17 protein-coding genes are annotated in these 15,105 nt (G+C 61.9%); 7 read left to right on the plus strand and 10 right to left on the minus strand.

Annotated elements, in window-relative coordinates; translation table 11 throughout:
• Positions 1-2: 2 nt before the first annotated feature.
• A complete protein-coding gene (gene greA / locus CLV85_RS11135; protein ID WP_100389692.1) occupies positions 3-494 on the minus strand; it encodes a transcription elongation factor GreA in 492 nt (163 codons plus the stop codon).
• Between the two features lie 67 nt (positions 495-561).
• A complete protein-coding gene (locus CLV85_RS11140; protein WP_100389693.1) occupies positions 562-1,032 on the minus strand; it encodes a DUF4307 domain-containing protein in 471 nt (156 codons plus the stop codon).
• 81 nt (positions 1,033-1,113) lie between these two features.
• On the opposite strand from CLV85_RS11140, the gene CLV85_RS11145 reads away from it, so the two are divergent.
• A complete protein-coding gene (locus CLV85_RS11145; RefSeq protein ID WP_205030378.1) occupies positions 1,114-1,482 on the plus strand; it encodes a hypothetical protein in 369 nt (122 codons plus the stop codon).
• Here the strand turns inward: CLV85_RS11145 and trhA are convergent.
• On the minus strand, positions 1,463-2,212 hold the full coding sequence (gene trhA / locus CLV85_RS11150) for a PAQR family membrane homeostasis protein TrhA (protein ID WP_100389694.1): 750 nt from the start codon (positions 2,210-2,212) through the stop codon (positions 1,463-1,465). The two genes, CLV85_RS11145 and trhA, sit on opposite strands and share 20 nt — an antisense overlap.
• Before the next feature lie 63 nt (positions 2,213-2,275).
• On the opposite strand from trhA, the gene CLV85_RS11155 reads away from it, so the two are divergent.
• The 3 genes from CLV85_RS11155 (at position 2,276) to CLV85_RS11165 (ending at position 5,482) form a co-directional block, all read left to right on the plus strand.
• Positions 2,276-3,061: an isoprenyl transferase gene (locus CLV85_RS11155; protein WP_100389695.1), complete on the plus strand. Its 786-nt coding sequence runs from the start codon at positions 2,276-2,278 to the stop codon at positions 3,059-3,061.
• A gap of 217 nt (positions 3,062-3,278) precedes the next feature.
• A complete protein-coding gene (phoH2, locus tag CLV85_RS11160) occupies positions 3,279-4,640 on the plus strand; it encodes an RNA 5'-3' helicase PhoH2 (protein WP_100389890.1) in 1,362 nt (453 codons plus the stop codon).
• A 233-nt stretch (positions 4,641-4,873) separates the two neighbouring features.
• Positions 4,874-5,482 (plus strand): hypothetical protein, encoded by a 609-nt coding sequence (locus CLV85_RS11165; protein ID WP_205030379.1) that lies wholly within the window; start codon positions 4,874-4,876, stop codon positions 5,480-5,482.
• Here CLV85_RS11165 and CLV85_RS11170 read toward each other — a convergent pair.
• The 5 genes from CLV85_RS11170 to xseA are packed head-to-tail and all read right to left on the minus strand — an operon-like array spanning position 5,479 to position 9,701.
• Complete coding sequence (locus tag CLV85_RS11170) at positions 5,479-6,876, minus strand: class II fumarate hydratase (protein WP_100389696.1); 1,398 nt, start codon at positions 6,874-6,876, stop codon at positions 5,479-5,481. The two genes, CLV85_RS11165 and CLV85_RS11170, sit on opposite strands and share 4 nt — an antisense overlap.
• 54 nt (positions 6,877-6,930) lie before the next feature.
• Positions 6,931-7,572, minus strand: a complete 642-nt coding sequence (locus tag CLV85_RS11175) for a carbonic anhydrase (protein WP_100389697.1) — start codon at positions 7,570-7,572, stop codon at positions 6,931-6,933.
• On the minus strand, positions 7,569-8,216 hold the full coding sequence (locus CLV85_RS11180) for a DUF4245 domain-containing protein (RefSeq protein WP_100389698.1): 648 nt from the start codon (positions 8,214-8,216) through the stop codon (positions 7,569-7,571). The genes CLV85_RS11175 and CLV85_RS11180 overlap by 4 nt, the downstream gene beginning before the upstream one ends.
• A complete protein-coding gene (locus CLV85_RS11185; RefSeq protein WP_100389699.1) occupies positions 8,216-8,461 on the minus strand; it encodes an exodeoxyribonuclease VII small subunit in 246 nt (81 codons plus the stop codon). Before CLV85_RS11185 ends, CLV85_RS11180 begins: the two co-directional genes overlap by 1 nt.
• A 19-nt stretch (positions 8,462-8,480) precedes the next feature.
• Positions 8,481-9,701, minus strand: a complete 1,221-nt coding sequence (gene xseA / locus CLV85_RS11190; RefSeq protein ID WP_100389700.1) for an exodeoxyribonuclease VII large subunit — start codon at positions 9,699-9,701, stop codon at positions 8,481-8,483.
• A 135-nt stretch (positions 9,702-9,836) separates the two neighbouring features.
• Here xseA and CLV85_RS11195 point away from each other — a divergent pair, with 135 nt between their 5' ends.
• The gene (locus CLV85_RS11195) at positions 9,837-10,883 is read left to right on the plus strand and encodes a 4-hydroxy-3-methylbut-2-enyl diphosphate reductase (protein WP_100389701.1); all 1,047 of its coding nucleotides are present in this window, start codon (positions 9,837-9,839) and stop codon (positions 10,881-10,883) included.
• Between the two features lie 5 nt (positions 10,884-10,888).
• Positions 10,889-11,434, plus strand: coding sequence for a DUF6264 family protein (locus CLV85_RS11200; RefSeq protein ID WP_147433371.1), 546 nt, complete (start codon positions 10,889-10,891; stop codon positions 11,432-11,434).
• A 100-nt stretch (positions 11,435-11,534) separates the two neighbouring features.
• On the opposite strand, the gene fbaA is transcribed toward CLV85_RS11200, so the two are convergent.
• Complete coding sequence (gene fbaA / locus CLV85_RS11205) at positions 11,535-12,560, minus strand: class II fructose-bisphosphate aldolase (RefSeq protein ID WP_100389703.1); 1,026 nt, start codon at positions 12,558-12,560, stop codon at positions 11,535-11,537.
• A gap of 212 nt (positions 12,561-12,772) precedes the next feature.
• On the opposite strand from fbaA, the gene glpX reads away from it, so the two are divergent.
• Positions 12,773-13,762, plus strand: a complete 990-nt coding sequence (glpX, locus tag CLV85_RS11210) for a class II fructose-bisphosphatase (RefSeq protein ID WP_100389704.1) — start codon at positions 12,773-12,775, stop codon at positions 13,760-13,762.
• Here glpX and CLV85_RS11215 read toward each other — a convergent pair.
• Complete coding sequence (locus CLV85_RS11215; protein WP_100389705.1) at positions 13,759-15,045, minus strand: DNA recombination protein RmuC; 1,287 nt, start codon at positions 15,043-15,045, stop codon at positions 13,759-13,761. The genes glpX and CLV85_RS11215 overlap by 4 nt on opposite strands.
• Positions 15,046-15,105: the final 60 nt, after the last annotated feature.

Here is a 15,105-nt window from a genome sequence, read left to right on the forward strand (position 1 = left end):
AGTTAGCCGGAGTACGTCGCAATCTTCAGGATCTTGACGGTGATTTCTTTGCCGTTAGGGGCAGTGTAGGTCTTCGACTGACCTACCTTGAGGCCATTGATGGCGAGACCGAGCGGGCTCTTCTCGCTGTACACATCGAGATCGCTGTCTTCATCAACGATTTCGCGGCTGCCGAGCAAGAAGACACTCTCTTCGCCCATGATTTCGGCCGTGACCAAAATTCCCGGCTCAACGACACCATCGTCATCTTGAACGTCGCCGACTACGGCGTGACGCAGAAGCTGCGTGAGTACACGGATGCGGGCCTCAATTTTGCCCTGTTCCTCTTTGGCAGCATGGTAGCCACCGTTCTCCTTGAGGTCGCCCTCTTCGCGCGCAGCTTCGATCTTCTTGGCAATTTCGTACCGCGCTTCGCCGGTGAGTTGTTCCAGTTCGGCGGTGCGACGATCGAACGCCTCCTGGGTCAACCATGTGACGTCGTTTTCTGCAGCCACTGTGTTTCTCCCTACACAAAAGAGAAACCGGCCGAAGACGACCGGTTTCGAGATGATTTGCTACAGCCTAGGTGAGCCAGCACCGGTAGATCAAGCCTGACACTGCTTGTTCTGTCGTGCGAACGGTGGTGCTCAAGTCACGGTTGCGCTGATCGCTTGCCGGAACATCGACAACCTTCCAGCCAATAATCGCGAAAGTGGAGTTGAGAGCTTGAACGGCGCAGCGGGCATCCGTGTTCTCGGGCACGTTGAACTGCCACCGAACTTCGACCGCAGTCTCGTCGATGATGTCGTAGCCGGTGTCTTTTGCTTCGAACTGGGCGGGGGCTTCAAGCAGCCCGCCCCACACGAGCCACGCGGTGAAGACCACGACGAAGCCGACTGCCGCGCCAATCACGATGATGCGATTGTTGCGTTTGGCCTTCGGGCTGCGACCGTAACGGGCATCCAAATGGGTGGATGCGGCGCTGGCGGTTGCGGCGCTGTCAGCGGTGCCAGTGGGGTTACTGGATGCTTCGGGCACGCGGGGCTCCTTCATGCGACGGTATTCTGGTTGTTACAAGGCTATTCGCAAACTCGCGTGATGAAATCATCGAGTGAACACCCCAGAGGACAACAGTTGATTTCTTTCGCTTCGCTCGCCACCAGCGCGATTCTCTGGACGGCTACTCCGAGCCCGGAACCGACGCTGTACCCGGCGTACGAGGGCGACCCGAACTTGGTCACGCCGGGTGTCATTGGCTTCTTGGCCACCGCCTTCATTGCGATCGTCACCGTGTTGATCATTGTCGACATGAACCGCCGTGTTCGCCGGGTGCGCTACCGCGAGCTTGCTCAAGACACGATCCGTGCTGAGCAGGATGCTGCGGCGGCTGATAACGCTGCCGAGCTCGGCGCAGCGGTAGATGCCGACCCCGACCTTAACGCCGACGCTGATCTCAACTCGGACGCTCCCGACGACGACGCTCCTACACAACGGGCGGATTAGTCGCCACGAGGAAGATGCCGACCCAGTGGCAGAGGAATGCCAACAGCGTCAGCGTGTGAAAAATCTCGTGGAAGCCAAAGACACCGGGGATGGGGTTGGGGCGCTTCATGCCGTAGACCACGGCGCCCACTGTGTAGAAGAGTCCGCCGGCCAGAATCAGCGTCATCATGATCCAGTTAGCTTGGAAGAAGTCGACGACGAACATCATTGCGGCCCAACCGAGTAGTACGTACAGCGGTACGTAGAGCCACCGCGGGGCACCCACCCAGAAAATGCGGAAGCCAATGCCGAGAGCGGCACCGCTCCACACGAGCCAGAGCAACAGGGTTGCCTTCTCGGGCGGCAGCGCCAACACCGTGATGGGCGTATAGGAACCGGCAATAAGCAAGAAAATGTTGGAGTGATCGAAGCGCTTCAGCAGCATCCGCGTCTTCTCGCTCCAATTGAAGCGGTGATACAGCGCAGAGATGCCGAACAGCATGAGCGACGAGGCTACAAAGACCGCGGAGCTCACCTTGGCGGCGGTGCCGTCGGCCATGACGATCAGGATGACGCCCAGCGCAATAGCGAGCGGGAACGTGCCCGCATGAATCCACCCACGCCACGTGGGCTTGGGCTCCGCCGGGGCGTGAAGCATCACATCATCGACGAGCGGGATCTCGGGAAGACGCGACGCATCTTCCTGTTCGACGGCTGCTGCAGCAGCGGAATCGGCAGCATTCTGGTTCATGCTCTCAGCTTACGCCGGGGCGAGTTTCACTTGCTGAGCGCCGCAGTGGTCTAACGTAGTCCCGTGAGTAAGCGACAGTCTCCATTAGGTCGCGGTTTTCTCTACGGTCTTTACCAAAAGAAACTGCGTCGCCAGCTAGAGGGCCAGCAATTGCCGCGCCACGTGGCCATGATTATTGATGGCAACAGGCGTTGGGCCAAGCTGAAAGACCTCGAGACCGCAGCGCACGGCCACCGCGCCGGTGCCGCCAAGTACCGCGAGTTTCTCGTCTGGTGCGACGATCTCGACATCTCCGTAGCGACCCTCTACTTACTCTCGACTGACAACCTCACGGGGCGTTCGCCCGAGGAGCTCAAAGAGCTGTTCACCATCATTGGCGATCTGGCCGAAGATCTCTCGCACTTTCGAGATTGGCGCGTTCAGCATGTGGGGTCGGATGCCGGACTCCCGGATCAGCTCAAAGCCCAACTCAAAGCGGCTCACGAGCGCACGGCCACGAACACCGGCTTGCACGTCAATCTCGCGATTGGCTACGGTGGGCGCCACGAAATTGCCGAGGCCATGCGCCGAATTGTGCGCAACCACAGCGATGAGGGTCACAGCCTCGACGCGCTAGCCGAGATTCTCACGCCGGAACTGATCGGCGAGCACCTTTACACGAAGGGTCAGCCCGACCCCGACCTGGTTATCCGCACGTCGGGTGAACAGCGAATTAGCGACTTCATGCTGTGGCAGTCGGCCCACAGCGAGCTGTATTTCATGGAAGCCCTCGGGCCCGATCTGCGCGAGGTCGACTTCTTGCGCGCCCTGCGCGATTTCTCGCGTCGTAATCGCCGCTTCGGCGCCTAAGAGTCGCTCACTGCTTACCCTCCACGCCACTGTGTCGCGAAAGTGACGCAATGGTGTCTCGTGGCGTGTCGTTGCGCTCAGAACGCAGCGCAGGTTTAGCGTTCAAGACATCAGGTATGGCGCCTGATCGAGACGGCCACGTAAGTTCGTTTTCGTAAAGTACTGGCCGTCTTCGCAGACTGGATCCGAGTGCTCGCACTCGGGGATGGAGTGCACGTTGGCCGACCTAGCAACCCCCAAGACCACGAACACCACGTCGAAGGCGGGAGGTCGGGCTCAGCGGCAAGCCGAACGTACCTACGTTCTGGATACGTCAGTTCTGCTCTCCGACCCGAGTTCGATCAAGCGGTTCGCCGAACACAATGTTGTTCTGCCCGTGGTGGTGATCACCGAACTCGAAGCTAAACGTAACGACCCGGAGATCGGCTACTTCGCCAGGCAAGCGCTGCGCAGCCTCGACGAGATGCGCGTCAAACATGAGCGCCTCGACTTTCCGATTGCTGTCGGGGATGTTGGCGGCACGCTGCGCGTCGAGCTCAACCACTCCAATATGTCGGTTCTGCCCTCCGGGCTGCAGCTCGGCGATAACGACTCGCGAATCCTTGCCGTTGCGCTCAACCTGGCCAATGAGGGGCTGGATGTCACGGTCGTCTCCAAGGATCTTCCGCTTCGAGTGAAGGCGGCATCCATCGGTCTCGCCGCCGAGGAGTACCGAGCCGAACTGGCCGTGGACTCTGGCTGGACAGGCCAGGCCGAGATCGAACTCAGTGGCGATCAGGTCGCGACGCTCTACGACAAAGAGGAGTTGCACACGCGAGCGATCGCCGAGCTGCCGGTCAATACCGGTCTCGTGGTGCACTCCGAACGTGGCTCTGCGCTGGCGCGGGTAACCGCGCGGGGCAAGATGGCTCTCGTGCGTGGAGATCGCGACATCTTCGGATTGCACGGCCGCAGTGCTGAGCAGCGGCTCGCCATCGAGATGCTGCTCGACCCGGAGCTGGGCATCGTGTCTCTCGGCGGGCGCGCGGGCACCGGCAAATCGGCGCTCGCGCTGTGTGCCGGCCTCGAGGCTGTTCTCGAGAAGCAACAACACCGCAAGATCATGGTGTTCCGCCCGCTCTACGCCGTGGGCGGCCAAGAGTTGGGCTACCTGCCGGGTGATGCCGCAGAGAAGATGAACCCGTGGGCTCAGGCTGTGTTCGACACTCTCGGTTCGGTCGTCTCCGAGAACGTTCTCGAAGAGGTGCTCGAGCGAGGCCTGCTCGAAGTCTTGCCGCTCACCCACATTCGCGGGCGTTCGCTGCACGATGCGTTCGTGATCGTGGATGAGGCCCAATCGCTCGAACGCAACGTGCTGTTGACGGTGCTCAGCCGCATCGGGCAGAACTCACGAGTCGTTTTGACCCACGATGTGGCCCAACGCGACAACCTTCGGGTGGGGCGTCACGACGGGGTTGCCTCCGTCATCGAAACTCTCAAGGGACACTCCCTGTTTGGACACATCACACTCACGAGATCGGAGCGTTCGGCCATTGCTGCTCTCGTCACCGACCTGCTGGAGGGCAACGAACTCGCCTAACAATTAGCTCTCAAAGTCTGAGCGCGCCGCGAAAGTGTCAACGCGGTGCGCTCAGGCAACGTAAGGTTTTCTCGTGGGCTGGGTTTGGTGGTTTCTTGCGGTTCCCCTCGGGGTTGCTGCCGTGTGGGCAATTTTCGCGCCCCGAAATCAGTGGCGCAGCCTCTTTTCGTGGTCGGTGGCGAACGCTCACAGTTCTGAACCAGGCGGCGCCGCTTATGCGTACCGCCAAATAATTGCCACCGCCGCGCTCGTTCTCGCCCTCGTCATGGTGGTCTTCGCCATGGTCGGTACGGCGGCGCGCGAGCCTCAAAATTCGCGGCTCGTCGGCGATATCGAAAGCATGTGGGGGGGCGCCCACGCCTCTGCTCGTTTATCGCACGTTCCAGGCGGCCACCGAGCCCGCTGCCACGCTCGTCGATGTTCCGATCGAGAGCTACTTGCCGGTCAACGATGAAGAACGAGCGCCGCTCTACCTGCTCGATCTTGAACCATTCTCGCGGCTCGGAACAACAAACATTCCGGGCTACATCGGCAGCGAGCCAGCCGAAACAGATTCGATCATTAGCCGGGCGGATGTCGTGATCCATGTGCGCGGACCGCTGCTCTGTGTCCCGCGTCGTGTCGTGGCGATTGAGACGCCCGAGCGCGTGCAGTTGTCGGTGCAATACGGTTTGCCCAACCCGAGCGATGGCTCGAAGCCAGACAATGTCGCTGCCTGCCCCATCGGGGAGGACCTGACCGGGTCAGTTCTGATTCCGGTTCGACTCAACGATCCGATCGGAGAGCGTTCCGTCGAAGCTCTCGACGGAACGCTACTCGCGATGGCGGATTCGGAAGGTTAGCCAGGCGTCGTCATCGACAGAACGTCGAGGGCGGCATCCAGCTGTTCGAGGGTGACTTCGCCACGCTCGACGAAGCCGAGGTCAATCACGGCTTCGCGCACGGTCATCGACTGCGCGACGGAGTGCTTGGCAATCTTGGCGGCGGCTTCGTAACCGATGATCTTGTTGAGCGGTGTCACGATCGAGGGCGACGACTCGGCGAGAGCGAGCGCACGCTCGAGGTTTGCCTCGAGACCGTCAACGGTCTTGTCGGCGAGGGCGCGCAGCGAGTTCGAAAGCAGGCGGCTCGACTCGAGCAGCGAGGTTCCCATGACGGGAATCGCTACGTTGAGTTCGAAGGCTCCGGATGCTCCGCCCCAGGCGATCGTCGCGTCGTTGCCGATAACGCGAGCACAGACCATGAGCACGGCCTCGGGAATGACGGGGTTGACCTTGCCGGGCATGATCGACGAGCCAGGCTGAAGGTCGGGAATCTGCAGTTCGCCGAGACCGGTGTTGGGGCCTGAGCCCATCCAGCGGAGGTCGTTGCAAATCTTGGTGACAGAGACGGCGATCACACGAAGAGCGCCGGATGCCTCGACCAGGGAGTCGCGAGCGCCCTGAGCTTCGAAGTGATCTTCCGCTTCGGTGATCGGCAGGCCGGAGTTCTCGGCGAGGATCTCGATGACGCGCTGCGGGAAGCCGAGCGGAGTGTTAATTCCGGTACCGACGGCCGTGCCGCCGAGAGGCACCTCGGCAACGCGGGGGATAGCCGACTGAATGCGGGCGATGCCGAGACGAATCTGGCGAGCGTAGCCGGCGAACTCCTGGCCGAGCGTGACGGGCGTGGCATCCATGAGGTGGGTGCGGCCTGCCTTCACAGCGCCCTTCCACAGTTCAGCCTTCACGTCGAGGGCTGCAGCGAGGTGCTCAAGCGAGGGGATGAGGTCGCCGATGAGGGCGCCCGTGACGGCGAGGTGCACCGAAGTGGGGAACACGTCGTTCGACGACTGCGAAGCGTTGACGTGGTCGTTGGGGTGAACGGCACTTCCGAGCGAGTCGGTGGCCAGTCGAGCAAGAACTTCGTTCATGTTCATGTTCGACGAGGTGCCGCTACCGGTCTGGTAGGTGTCGACGGGGAAGTGGTTGTGGTGCTGGCCGGCGATGATCTGGTCGGCGGCGCCCACGATGGCATCCGCAATTCCAGAATCGAGTTTTCCGAGTTCACTGTTGGCGATCGCAGCGGCGCGCTTAACGCGAGCCAGAGCCACGATCTGAGCCGGCTCGAGGCCAGTGCCCGAGATGGGGAAGTTCTCGACAGCACGCTGCGTCTGAGCGCCGTAGAGGGCATCCTTGGGCACACGTACCTCGCCCATGGTGTCGTGTTCGATGCGGTATTCGGTGGAACTCGTCACAGCGTTGTAATCCTTTGTTTGCGAGCGATGTGGTGTGTGAACGTGGTGGAAGCGTTAAACCGTTCCGATTACGAGGTCGGGAACTGCTCGGCCCTCGAGCAAACGGTAGTTGGCGCCTACTACTGCAAGCGTACCGGCGGCTACCGCGTCGCTGATGAGTTCAGACGCATTCATCAACTCAAGGATGGTGGCGCGCAAGTGGATGCGACCAACGTCGTAAGCATTGATGTTTTCCACCTCTACGGTGCCAGTGTCGCTACCGGCTACCCGGCGAACGGCGGGCACGATTTTCGAGATGAGCTCTTGGATGTGTGGGGGCAGCGCCGGAGCATCTTCGGTCTGCGATTCAATGGCCGCTGCAACCGCGCCGCACTCGTCGTGGCCGAGCACAAGAATCAGCGGCACGTTGAGCACGCTCACGGCATATTCAAGCGACCCGACAACGGAGCTTGAGATGACCTGGCCGGCGTTACGCACGACGAAGAGGTCACCGAGGCCCTTGTCGAAGATGATCTCGGCGGCGAGACGCGAGTCGCTGCAGCCGAACAGTGCCGCATGCGGCGCTTGAGCGTTGGCCAGCTCGGTGCGGCGTTCTACGTCTTGACGGGGGTGAGCGGGCTCGCCAGCAACGAAACGATCGTTGCCACGTGCCATTTCATTCCAGACCTGTGCTGGTGTTCTGGTGGGGTTCGTCATTGCGCCTCCGAGTCGGCAGCGATCGCTGCGGCGAGTAGTTCGAATTCTGCATCGGCGGCGGTGCCGTGAAGCACGACCGTGCTGCCGCCAATCTCTGCCGACATTGAGTATGCGTAGTTTCCGGTGTCAGCGGAAGAGCGACGGTCGTAAATTGTCCACTGGATGCCGTCAATAGTGGTCGTTTCGGTGGCGAGGGCGCCATCCGTCACGATGCCGAGCCAGGTCGGGTTCGCCTCGATGCCCTGCTCGAGCGCAATGAACTGAGCCGAAGCGGAGTCAGTAGCGCCCGTGATGAAGCCGATGTACCAGGTCTGAACGGATGACGTGGTGCCGAGTCGGGCCGAGTTCGCGTACCAGTCGTCGGGAGTCGCAGGCGCGAGCAGCGGTTCGCTCGCGTTGGTTTGGGCGTCTGCGGCGATCTGTTCATAGTCGGCCGTGACGGGAGTCTCGGTGCTGGGGCGCACGACGACGAGCACCAAGAACAACACGATGACGAGGGAGGCAAGGGTCGCGCCCACGAGGTTGAGCGTCGTCTGATTAGCGCGGTGCTTACGAGAGGTCTCGGCTTTACGCGCGAAGGTCTCTTCGGGAGTTTCGGGGCGGCCCAGACCGGCGACTTCGCGCGGCCCGTTGCTCTTGGCCATTACTGGTTGTCGCCCGAGTTGGCGTCGTCGCCCAGACCGGCCGTGCGGGCGGCGTCGAGTCGAGCGCGGGCACCAACGAGCCACTCTTCGCAGCGCTGAGCGAGAGCCTCGCCGCGTTCCCAGAACGCGAGCGACTGTTCGAGCGTTGCCGAACCCTGCTCAAGCTCACTCACCACGGAGATGAGCTCATCCCGAGCCTCTTCATAGCTGAGCTCGCTGACGGGGGTTTCGTTGGGGGTAGCCACGATGTAATTCTACTGTTCTCTAGTGGTCTGCCGGCTGGCCGGAGACGGTGGTGGAAATCTTGCCGTCGGCAACGGTGAGCAGCAGCTCGGTGCCATCGGGGGCGTCCGCGGTAGAGCGCACCGCAGTGCCATCGGGCAGTTGTGCGATCGCGTAGCCGCGCTGCAGAGTGCGCTGCGGTGAGAGGGCTCGCAACTGGCCGGTGAGTTCGGTAACGCCGGAGTGCGCCTTCTCAATCGCCCGCTCCATGAGCTCGTTGCTGCGCGACACGTAGCGCGAGAGTTCATCGGCGTGCGCGTCGACGAGTGATAGCGGGTTCGCCAGCACGGGCCGCGTGCGCAGCGACTCCAAGCGATCTCCCTCGTAGCCCAAGCGCTGGGTGATGCGTAACCGCATTCCGGCGCGCGCTTGCTGCACGCGACTCAACTCCTCTGCGACATCCGGCACGACACGTTTTGCCGCATCAGTGGGGGTGGATGCCCGCAAATCAGCAACCTCGTCGAGCAGCGGTCGATCGTTCTCATGCCCAATCGCCGACACGAGCGGAGTAACGCAGGCCGCGGCCGTGCGCACTAACGCTTCATCGCTGAACACGAGCAGGTTCTGAAAATCTCCACCACCGCGGGCGACGATGATGACATCGACCTCGGGGTCGGCATCCAATTCGCGGATGCCCTGCGACACCTCAGAGACAGCACGCGCGCCCTGCACGGCAGCGTGCGCGGTGCGGAACTTCACCGCGGGCCAGCGTAACTGCGCGTTGCGAATGACGTCTTTCTCGGCGTCGCTGTCTTTAGCGGTAACGAGCCCGATGCAGTTGGGCAGGAAGGGGAGAGGCTTCTTGTGCTCGAAGAGACCCTCGGCGCGCAGTTTTTGGCGCAGCAGTTCGAGCTTCTCGAGCAGATCGCCCAGCCCGACGTGGCGCATTTCGAGCACCTGCATCGTGAGCGTGCCGCCCTTGACCCAGTAGTTGGGTTTGACGAGGGCAACAACGCGATCGCCCTGCTTGAGATCTTTGGGCAGCTTGGTGCGCACCGACGACCAAATCGTGAACGAGATGGTGGCATCCACTTCAAGGTCTTTGAGCTTGCCGTAGATGTTGCCGCCCGAGCCACCCCACTGGGTGATCTCGCCTTCGACCCACGCGGTGCCGAGTCGTTCGATCCAGCCGCGAATCTTCTGCGACAGAACTGATACCGGCCACGGAGTATCGACGGTGGGCGGGCCCTCTGTGATCGTCACCTAGCCTCCTCAAGCTTGTGATTACAGGGTAGAGGATGCCGCTGATACTGCCCTCCGCTCGGCGTTCGTGCAGCAGTCTTCGGTAGAATCTTTTCTGTGAGCACCATTTCTAACGGAAGCGCCCAAGCGCTAGCGATGCCCCCGATGCCCGCCCGCCGAGAGCAATTGAAGAATTTGCCGGTTGCGGGAGCCAAGCGCGTCGTGTTGGCAGCCCCGCGCGGCTACTGCGCGGGCGTTGATCGCGCCGTCATCGCGGTCGAGAAAGCGCTCGCCAACTACGGTGCTCCCGTCTATGTGCGCAAGCAAATTGTGCACAACATCCACGTCGTCACCACGCTCGAAGCGCAGGGTGCCATTTTTGTGGATGAGGTTGAAGAAGTTCCCGAAGGATCAACCGTCGTCTTCTCCGCCCACGGCGTCTCGCCCGCTGTCGTCAAGGGCGCCGCCGACCGCGAGCTGCACGCGATCGACGCCACTTGCCCGCTCGTCACGAAGGTGCACCGCGAAGCGACGCGCTTCGCCCGCGATAACTACCAAATCTTGCTGATTGGCCACGATGGCCACGAAGAGGTTGAGGGCACGATGGGCCACGCGCCCGAGCGCACCATCCTCGTCAACAGCCCCGCCGACGTGCCCAACATCGTTGTCGAAAACACTGACAACCTCGTGTGGCTCTCTCAAACCACGCTAAGCGTCGACGAAACGATGGAGACGGTTCGCCTGCTGCGCGAACGATTCCCCACACTGCAAGACCCGCCGAGTGACGACATTTGTTACGCCACGCAGAACCGCCAGGTCGCCATCAAGAAGGTTGCCGAAGAGGCAGAACTCGTGATCGTGGTCGGCAGTGCCAACAGTTCCAACACCGTGCGCCTCGTGGATGTCGCGCTCGAGAACGGCGCCAAGGCCGCCTACCGCGTTGACTACGCGAGCGAAATCAAGCAGGAGTGGCTTGAGGGTGTCGCGACGATTGGCGTAACCAGCGGAGCATCCGTTCCCGAAGTTCTCGTTCAAGAAGTTCTCGCCGACCTCGCCGAGGCAGGCTACGGCGATGTCTCGACCGTGATCACGGCGGAGGAAGACCTCATGTTCTCGCTGCCAAAAGAACTGCGCACCGACGCTGACGGCAACCCCGACGAGCGCGGCCTCGGTGGCCGCAACCGCAAACTTGATTGGCAATAGGATTAATGACTGATCCCCGCCCTCGCCCGAAATATGGCGAATACGCACCGCTGCCACCCGCTGCGCCCGAAGGGGTAACGGAGCCCACCACGGGAGCACAGTACCCAGCCCCCACGGTGCAGACCGCAGTGCCGAATGTGATCCCGGCGTCTACGCCGACGGCTCCGCCCGAGCGCAAACAGCGCATGTGGGATGTTTTCCTTACGGCCACGCTGCTGCTCTTTGGAGTGGTGGATGTCATCAACAGCTTCGGAACGATCGCCAACCTTGGGCCGATTTTGCGCGAAGGCCTCGCGGCTCAAGGCTTCGACGGCTTTGCTGCGGACGAGGCTGCCGCCGAAGCCGGAGCGGTCGCCAACATCGTGCGCGTTGTCGCTCTCGTGCTCACGATCGTGTTTGCGCTCATTCAAGTGCAGCGTAAGCGGATCGCGTTCTGGATTCCGCTCGTGGGCGCCACGATCGCCACGCTCGCGATGCTCGTCGCGATCTTCGTTGCCGTGCTGAGCGACCCTGGCTTCATGACCTACGTCGACAGCATCCAGCAGCAGTAGCGCAGCCTCCGGGCATCGCCGCAGCGGCGGCAGCAGCGGGTCGTCACCTTGACGACAAATGGGGGCCGGCCCGAAGGCCAACCCCCATCCGTGTGGAGCGTTACTTGCTGGAGAATCCAGCCGAACCGAGCTGCTTGGTGGCTTCAACAACGCGAGCGGCGAGAGCCGACTCTGCTGTCTTGCCCCAGGCGCGGGGGTCGTAAATTTTCTTGTTGCCAACTTCGCCGTCAACCTTGAGGAAGCCGTCGTAGTTGCGCAGAACGCTGTCGGCGATCGAGCGGCTGTAGGCGTACTGGGTGTCGGTGTCGATGTTCATCTTGATGACGCCGTTAGCCACGGCGGTCGCGATTTCTTCATCGGTCGATCCCGATCCACCGTGGAACACGAGGTCGAGGGGGTTGGCGTCGGTGCCGTACTTCGCGGCGATACCTGCCTGAATTTCGCCGAGCAGTTCGGGGCGCAGCTTCACGTTGCCGGGCTTGTACACACCGTGCACGTTGCCGAAGGTGAGGGCTGCGATGTAGCGGCCCTGCTCGCCGAGGCCGAGCGCCTCGACGGTAGCGATAACGTCATCCAGCGTCGTGTACAGGCTGTCGTTGATGTCGTGGCTCACACCGTCTTCTTCTCCGCCGACGACGCCGATTTCAACTTCGAGAATCGAGTTGATGGCCTTCATACGGGGAAGGATCTCGCGCGCGATGGCGAGGTTCTCGTCGAGGGGAACAGCCGAGCCATCCCACATGTGCGACTGGAAGATGGGGTTGCGACCGGCCTTGACCTCAGCTTCGGATGCCGCGATGAGCGGGTACACAAAGTCATCGAGGGCGTTCTTGGGGCAGTGGTCGGTGTGCAGAGCAACCGTGACGGGGTAGTTCTTGGCAGCTTCGGTGACGAACGCAGCGAAAGCGAGTGCTCCGGATGCGCGTGCCTTGACCGACTGGCCAGCGAAGTAGTCTGCGCCACCCGTGGTGACCTGGATGATGCCGTCAGAGCCAGCATCGCTGAGGCCCTGGAGCACGCCGTTGATGGTGGACGACGACGAAACGTTGATGGCGGGGTAGGCGAAGGAGTTCTTCTTCGCCTTGTCGAGCATTTCTGCGTACTGGTCTGGGGTTGCGACGGGCATTGTTGTCTCTCCTCATGCGGTACCGACTACCGCTCTGGTCCGGCTCGGGTCGATTCTATCCACCTGCTCTGGACGGGCGCGAACTGTTGCACGTTAGTGCGATCTCTGCGGTATCGACCGGGGGCGGTGCACCGATCCGGATAGACTGGGGCTGCGCTGACCACCACCGGCGCGTCCCCAGTCGACCAACTCTCAACGAAGGATGCTCTCAGGTGAGTACAGAAACCGGCACGCTATTCCTCCACCCCGATCGCAACCTCGCTCTCGAGCTTGTGCGGGCCACCGAAGCGGCTGCGATTCGCGCCGTTCCCTTCATCGGTAAGGGCGACAAGCTCGCCGCCGATGGCGCTGCGGTTGACGCCATGCGCAAGTTCTTGGGCACTGTCGACTTCGACGGTCTCGTTGTCATTGGTGAGGGCGAGAAAGACAACGCCCCCATGCTCTTCAACGGTGAACACGTCGGCACGGGCCGTGGCCCCGCCTGCGATATCGCTGTTGACCCGATCGATGGCACGTCATTGACGGCTGCTGGTCGCCAGAACGCGATCTCGATGATTGCCGTGTCTGACCGTGGCACGATGCTTGATGCTTCGACCGTGTTCTACATGGACAAGATCGTCACCGGTGCTGAGGGTGTTGGTGTCGTCGACATCCACAAGCCCATTGGCGAGAACATTCGTGCGCTCGCTAAGGCCAAGGGCAAGGCCCCGGAAGACATTGTTGTTGCGGTGCTCGACCGTCCGCGTCACGCCCAACTGATTGAAGACATCCGCGAGACGGGTGCCGGAACGCGCCTCATGCTCGATGGTGATGTCGCTGGCGGTATCAATGCGGCACTCTATGGCACACGCATCGATATGTGTGTCGGTATCGGCGGCAGCCCTGAGGGCGTCGCCACGGCCTGTGCCATCAAGGCTCTCGGCGGCGAGATTCAAACGATCCTGTACCCGCAGTCTGACGACGAGCGCCAGCGCGGTATGGATGCGGGCCTCAAGTTTGATCACGTCTACACCGCCGACGAGATGGTCGCCAGCGACAACACGTTCTTCGTCGCGACTGGCGTTACCGATGGTGGACTCGTGAAGGGTGTGCGTCGTTACGGCCCCATCATCCGCACCGAATCGATCGTCTTGCGTTCACACTCGGGGACGATCCGACGCATTTCGGCTGACCACCTCGCGGAGAAGTGGCTCGACCACTAAAGCTCTAGCTCGGCGGCCGTGATGTGTTTCGGTGTGCCCTCGACCAGCTGGGTGTCGCCGATCACTTTGGATTCGTCGAGCGCGTTGAGTTTGCGGGCCGTGACGAGTACGCGACTTTCGAGTGAGTTCGCGAACTGGTTGTAACTGTTCACGGTGGTGTCGATCGAACGGCGCAGCTTGTCGGCGTGCTCGGCGAGCGTCGCGAGGCGCTGGTAGAGCTCTTTGCTGAGGTCGAACAGGGTTTTGGCCTGGTCGGTCAGCACGTCTTGTTGCCAGGAGAACGCGACTGTCTTGAGCACTGACCACAGGGTGACGGGGGAAGCGAGGGCGACGCGCTTGTTGAAGGCGTAATCCATGATCGAGGGGTCAGCCTCCATCGCTGACGACACGAGCGACTCGCTGGGGATGAATGCGATCACGAGTTCGGGGGAGGCGTCGAGCCCCGCCCAGTAGGCCTTGCTCGCAAGGGTGTCGATGTGGCCGCGCATCACCTTCACGTGTTGCTTGATGAGGGCTTCGCGACGAGCACCTTCCTCTCCGGTTGCCGTAACCGAGATCTGGCTCGCCTCCAAGAACGCGGTGAACGGCACCTTGGCATCGACGGCAATGTTCTTGCCGCCGGGCAAGTGCACGACCATGTCAGGGCGGCCGGCACCGGCATCCGAGGTGATGCTCGATTGCACGTCGAAGTCGACCCGCTCGATGAGGCCGGCAGCCTGCACAACATTGCGCAACTGGGTTTCACCCCAGACGCCACGGGTGGAGTTATTGCGCAACGCTGACGCCAACGACTCGGCGGTGCTGCGCAAACGTTCTTCGGATTCCGTGGCCGATTTGAGCTGCTGGCTTAGTTCGCCGTGCTGCTGGCTGCGCTGCGATTCCAGTTCGGTGACCTTGTTCTGCATCGTGCGCAGTGTCTCCTGCACCGGGGTGAGAGCCTGCAGCACCTTCGACTCGCGGCGCTCGCGCTCGGCAAGAGCCGCAGCATCGTCGCGCTGGCGATCGAGAGTCTCGCGGTACTGCAACTGCAGCGACGCCACTTGCTCGTTCAGGGCATCCGCTCGGGCAGTGGTGGACGCAAGCTGGGCGGCAAGACGCGACTGCTGTTCCCGCTCCTGAGCGGTGACCTGGGCGATCGCGGCCTGATGGCGTGCCTCGAGAACCTCGGGCGGAACCTGGCCGGTGGGGGCGGTCGAGCGCACGCGCGCAATCAACAGGCCAATAACAACACCGAGCACTGCGCCAACGAGCAGGCCAACAACGAGAGCAACAACAGGATCCATGCCGTCAGTGTGCCAGCCCGCACGGACATTCCCGGGAGCAATGCGGGGGAGGAGCCCGGT

This window comes from Salinibacterium amurskyense, assembly GCF_002797685.1.
GTDB lineage: Bacteria > Actinomycetota > Actinomycetes > Actinomycetales > Microbacteriaceae > Rhodoglobus > Rhodoglobus amurskyensis.

Bases quoted from the DNA above. Each gene is read 5' to 3' on its own strand.
- CLV85_RS11140 (WP_100389693.1), bottom strand. From the start codon at position 1,032: ATGAAGGAGCCCCGCGTGCCCGAAGCATCCAGTAACCCCACTGGCACC.
- trhA (WP_100389694.1), bottom strand. From the start codon at position 2,212: ATGAACCAGAATGCTGCCGATTCCGCTGCTGCAGCAGCCGTCGAACAG.
- CLV85_RS11175 (WP_100389697.1), bottom strand. From the start codon at position 7,572: ATGACGAACCCCACCAGAACACCAGCACAGGTCTGGAATGAAATGGCA.
- CLV85_RS11180 (WP_100389698.1), bottom strand. From the start codon at position 8,216: ATGGCCAAGAGCAACGGGCCGCGCGAAGTCGCCGGTCTGGGCCGCCCC.
- CLV85_RS11195 (WP_100389701.1), top strand. From the start codon at position 9,837: ATGCCCCCGATGCCCGCCCGCCGAGAGCAATTGAAGAATTTGCCGGTT.
- CLV85_RS11200 (WP_147433371.1), top strand. From the start codon at position 10,889: ATGACTGATCCCCGCCCTCGCCCGAAATATGGCGAATACGCACCGCTG.
- fbaA (WP_100389703.1), bottom strand. From the start codon at position 12,560: ATGCCCGTCGCAACCCCAGACCAGTACGCAGAAATGCTCGACAAGGCG.
- CLV85_RS11215 (WP_100389705.1), bottom strand. From the start codon at position 15,045: ATGGATCCTGTTGTTGCTCTCGTTGTTGGCCTGCTCGTTGGCGCAGTG.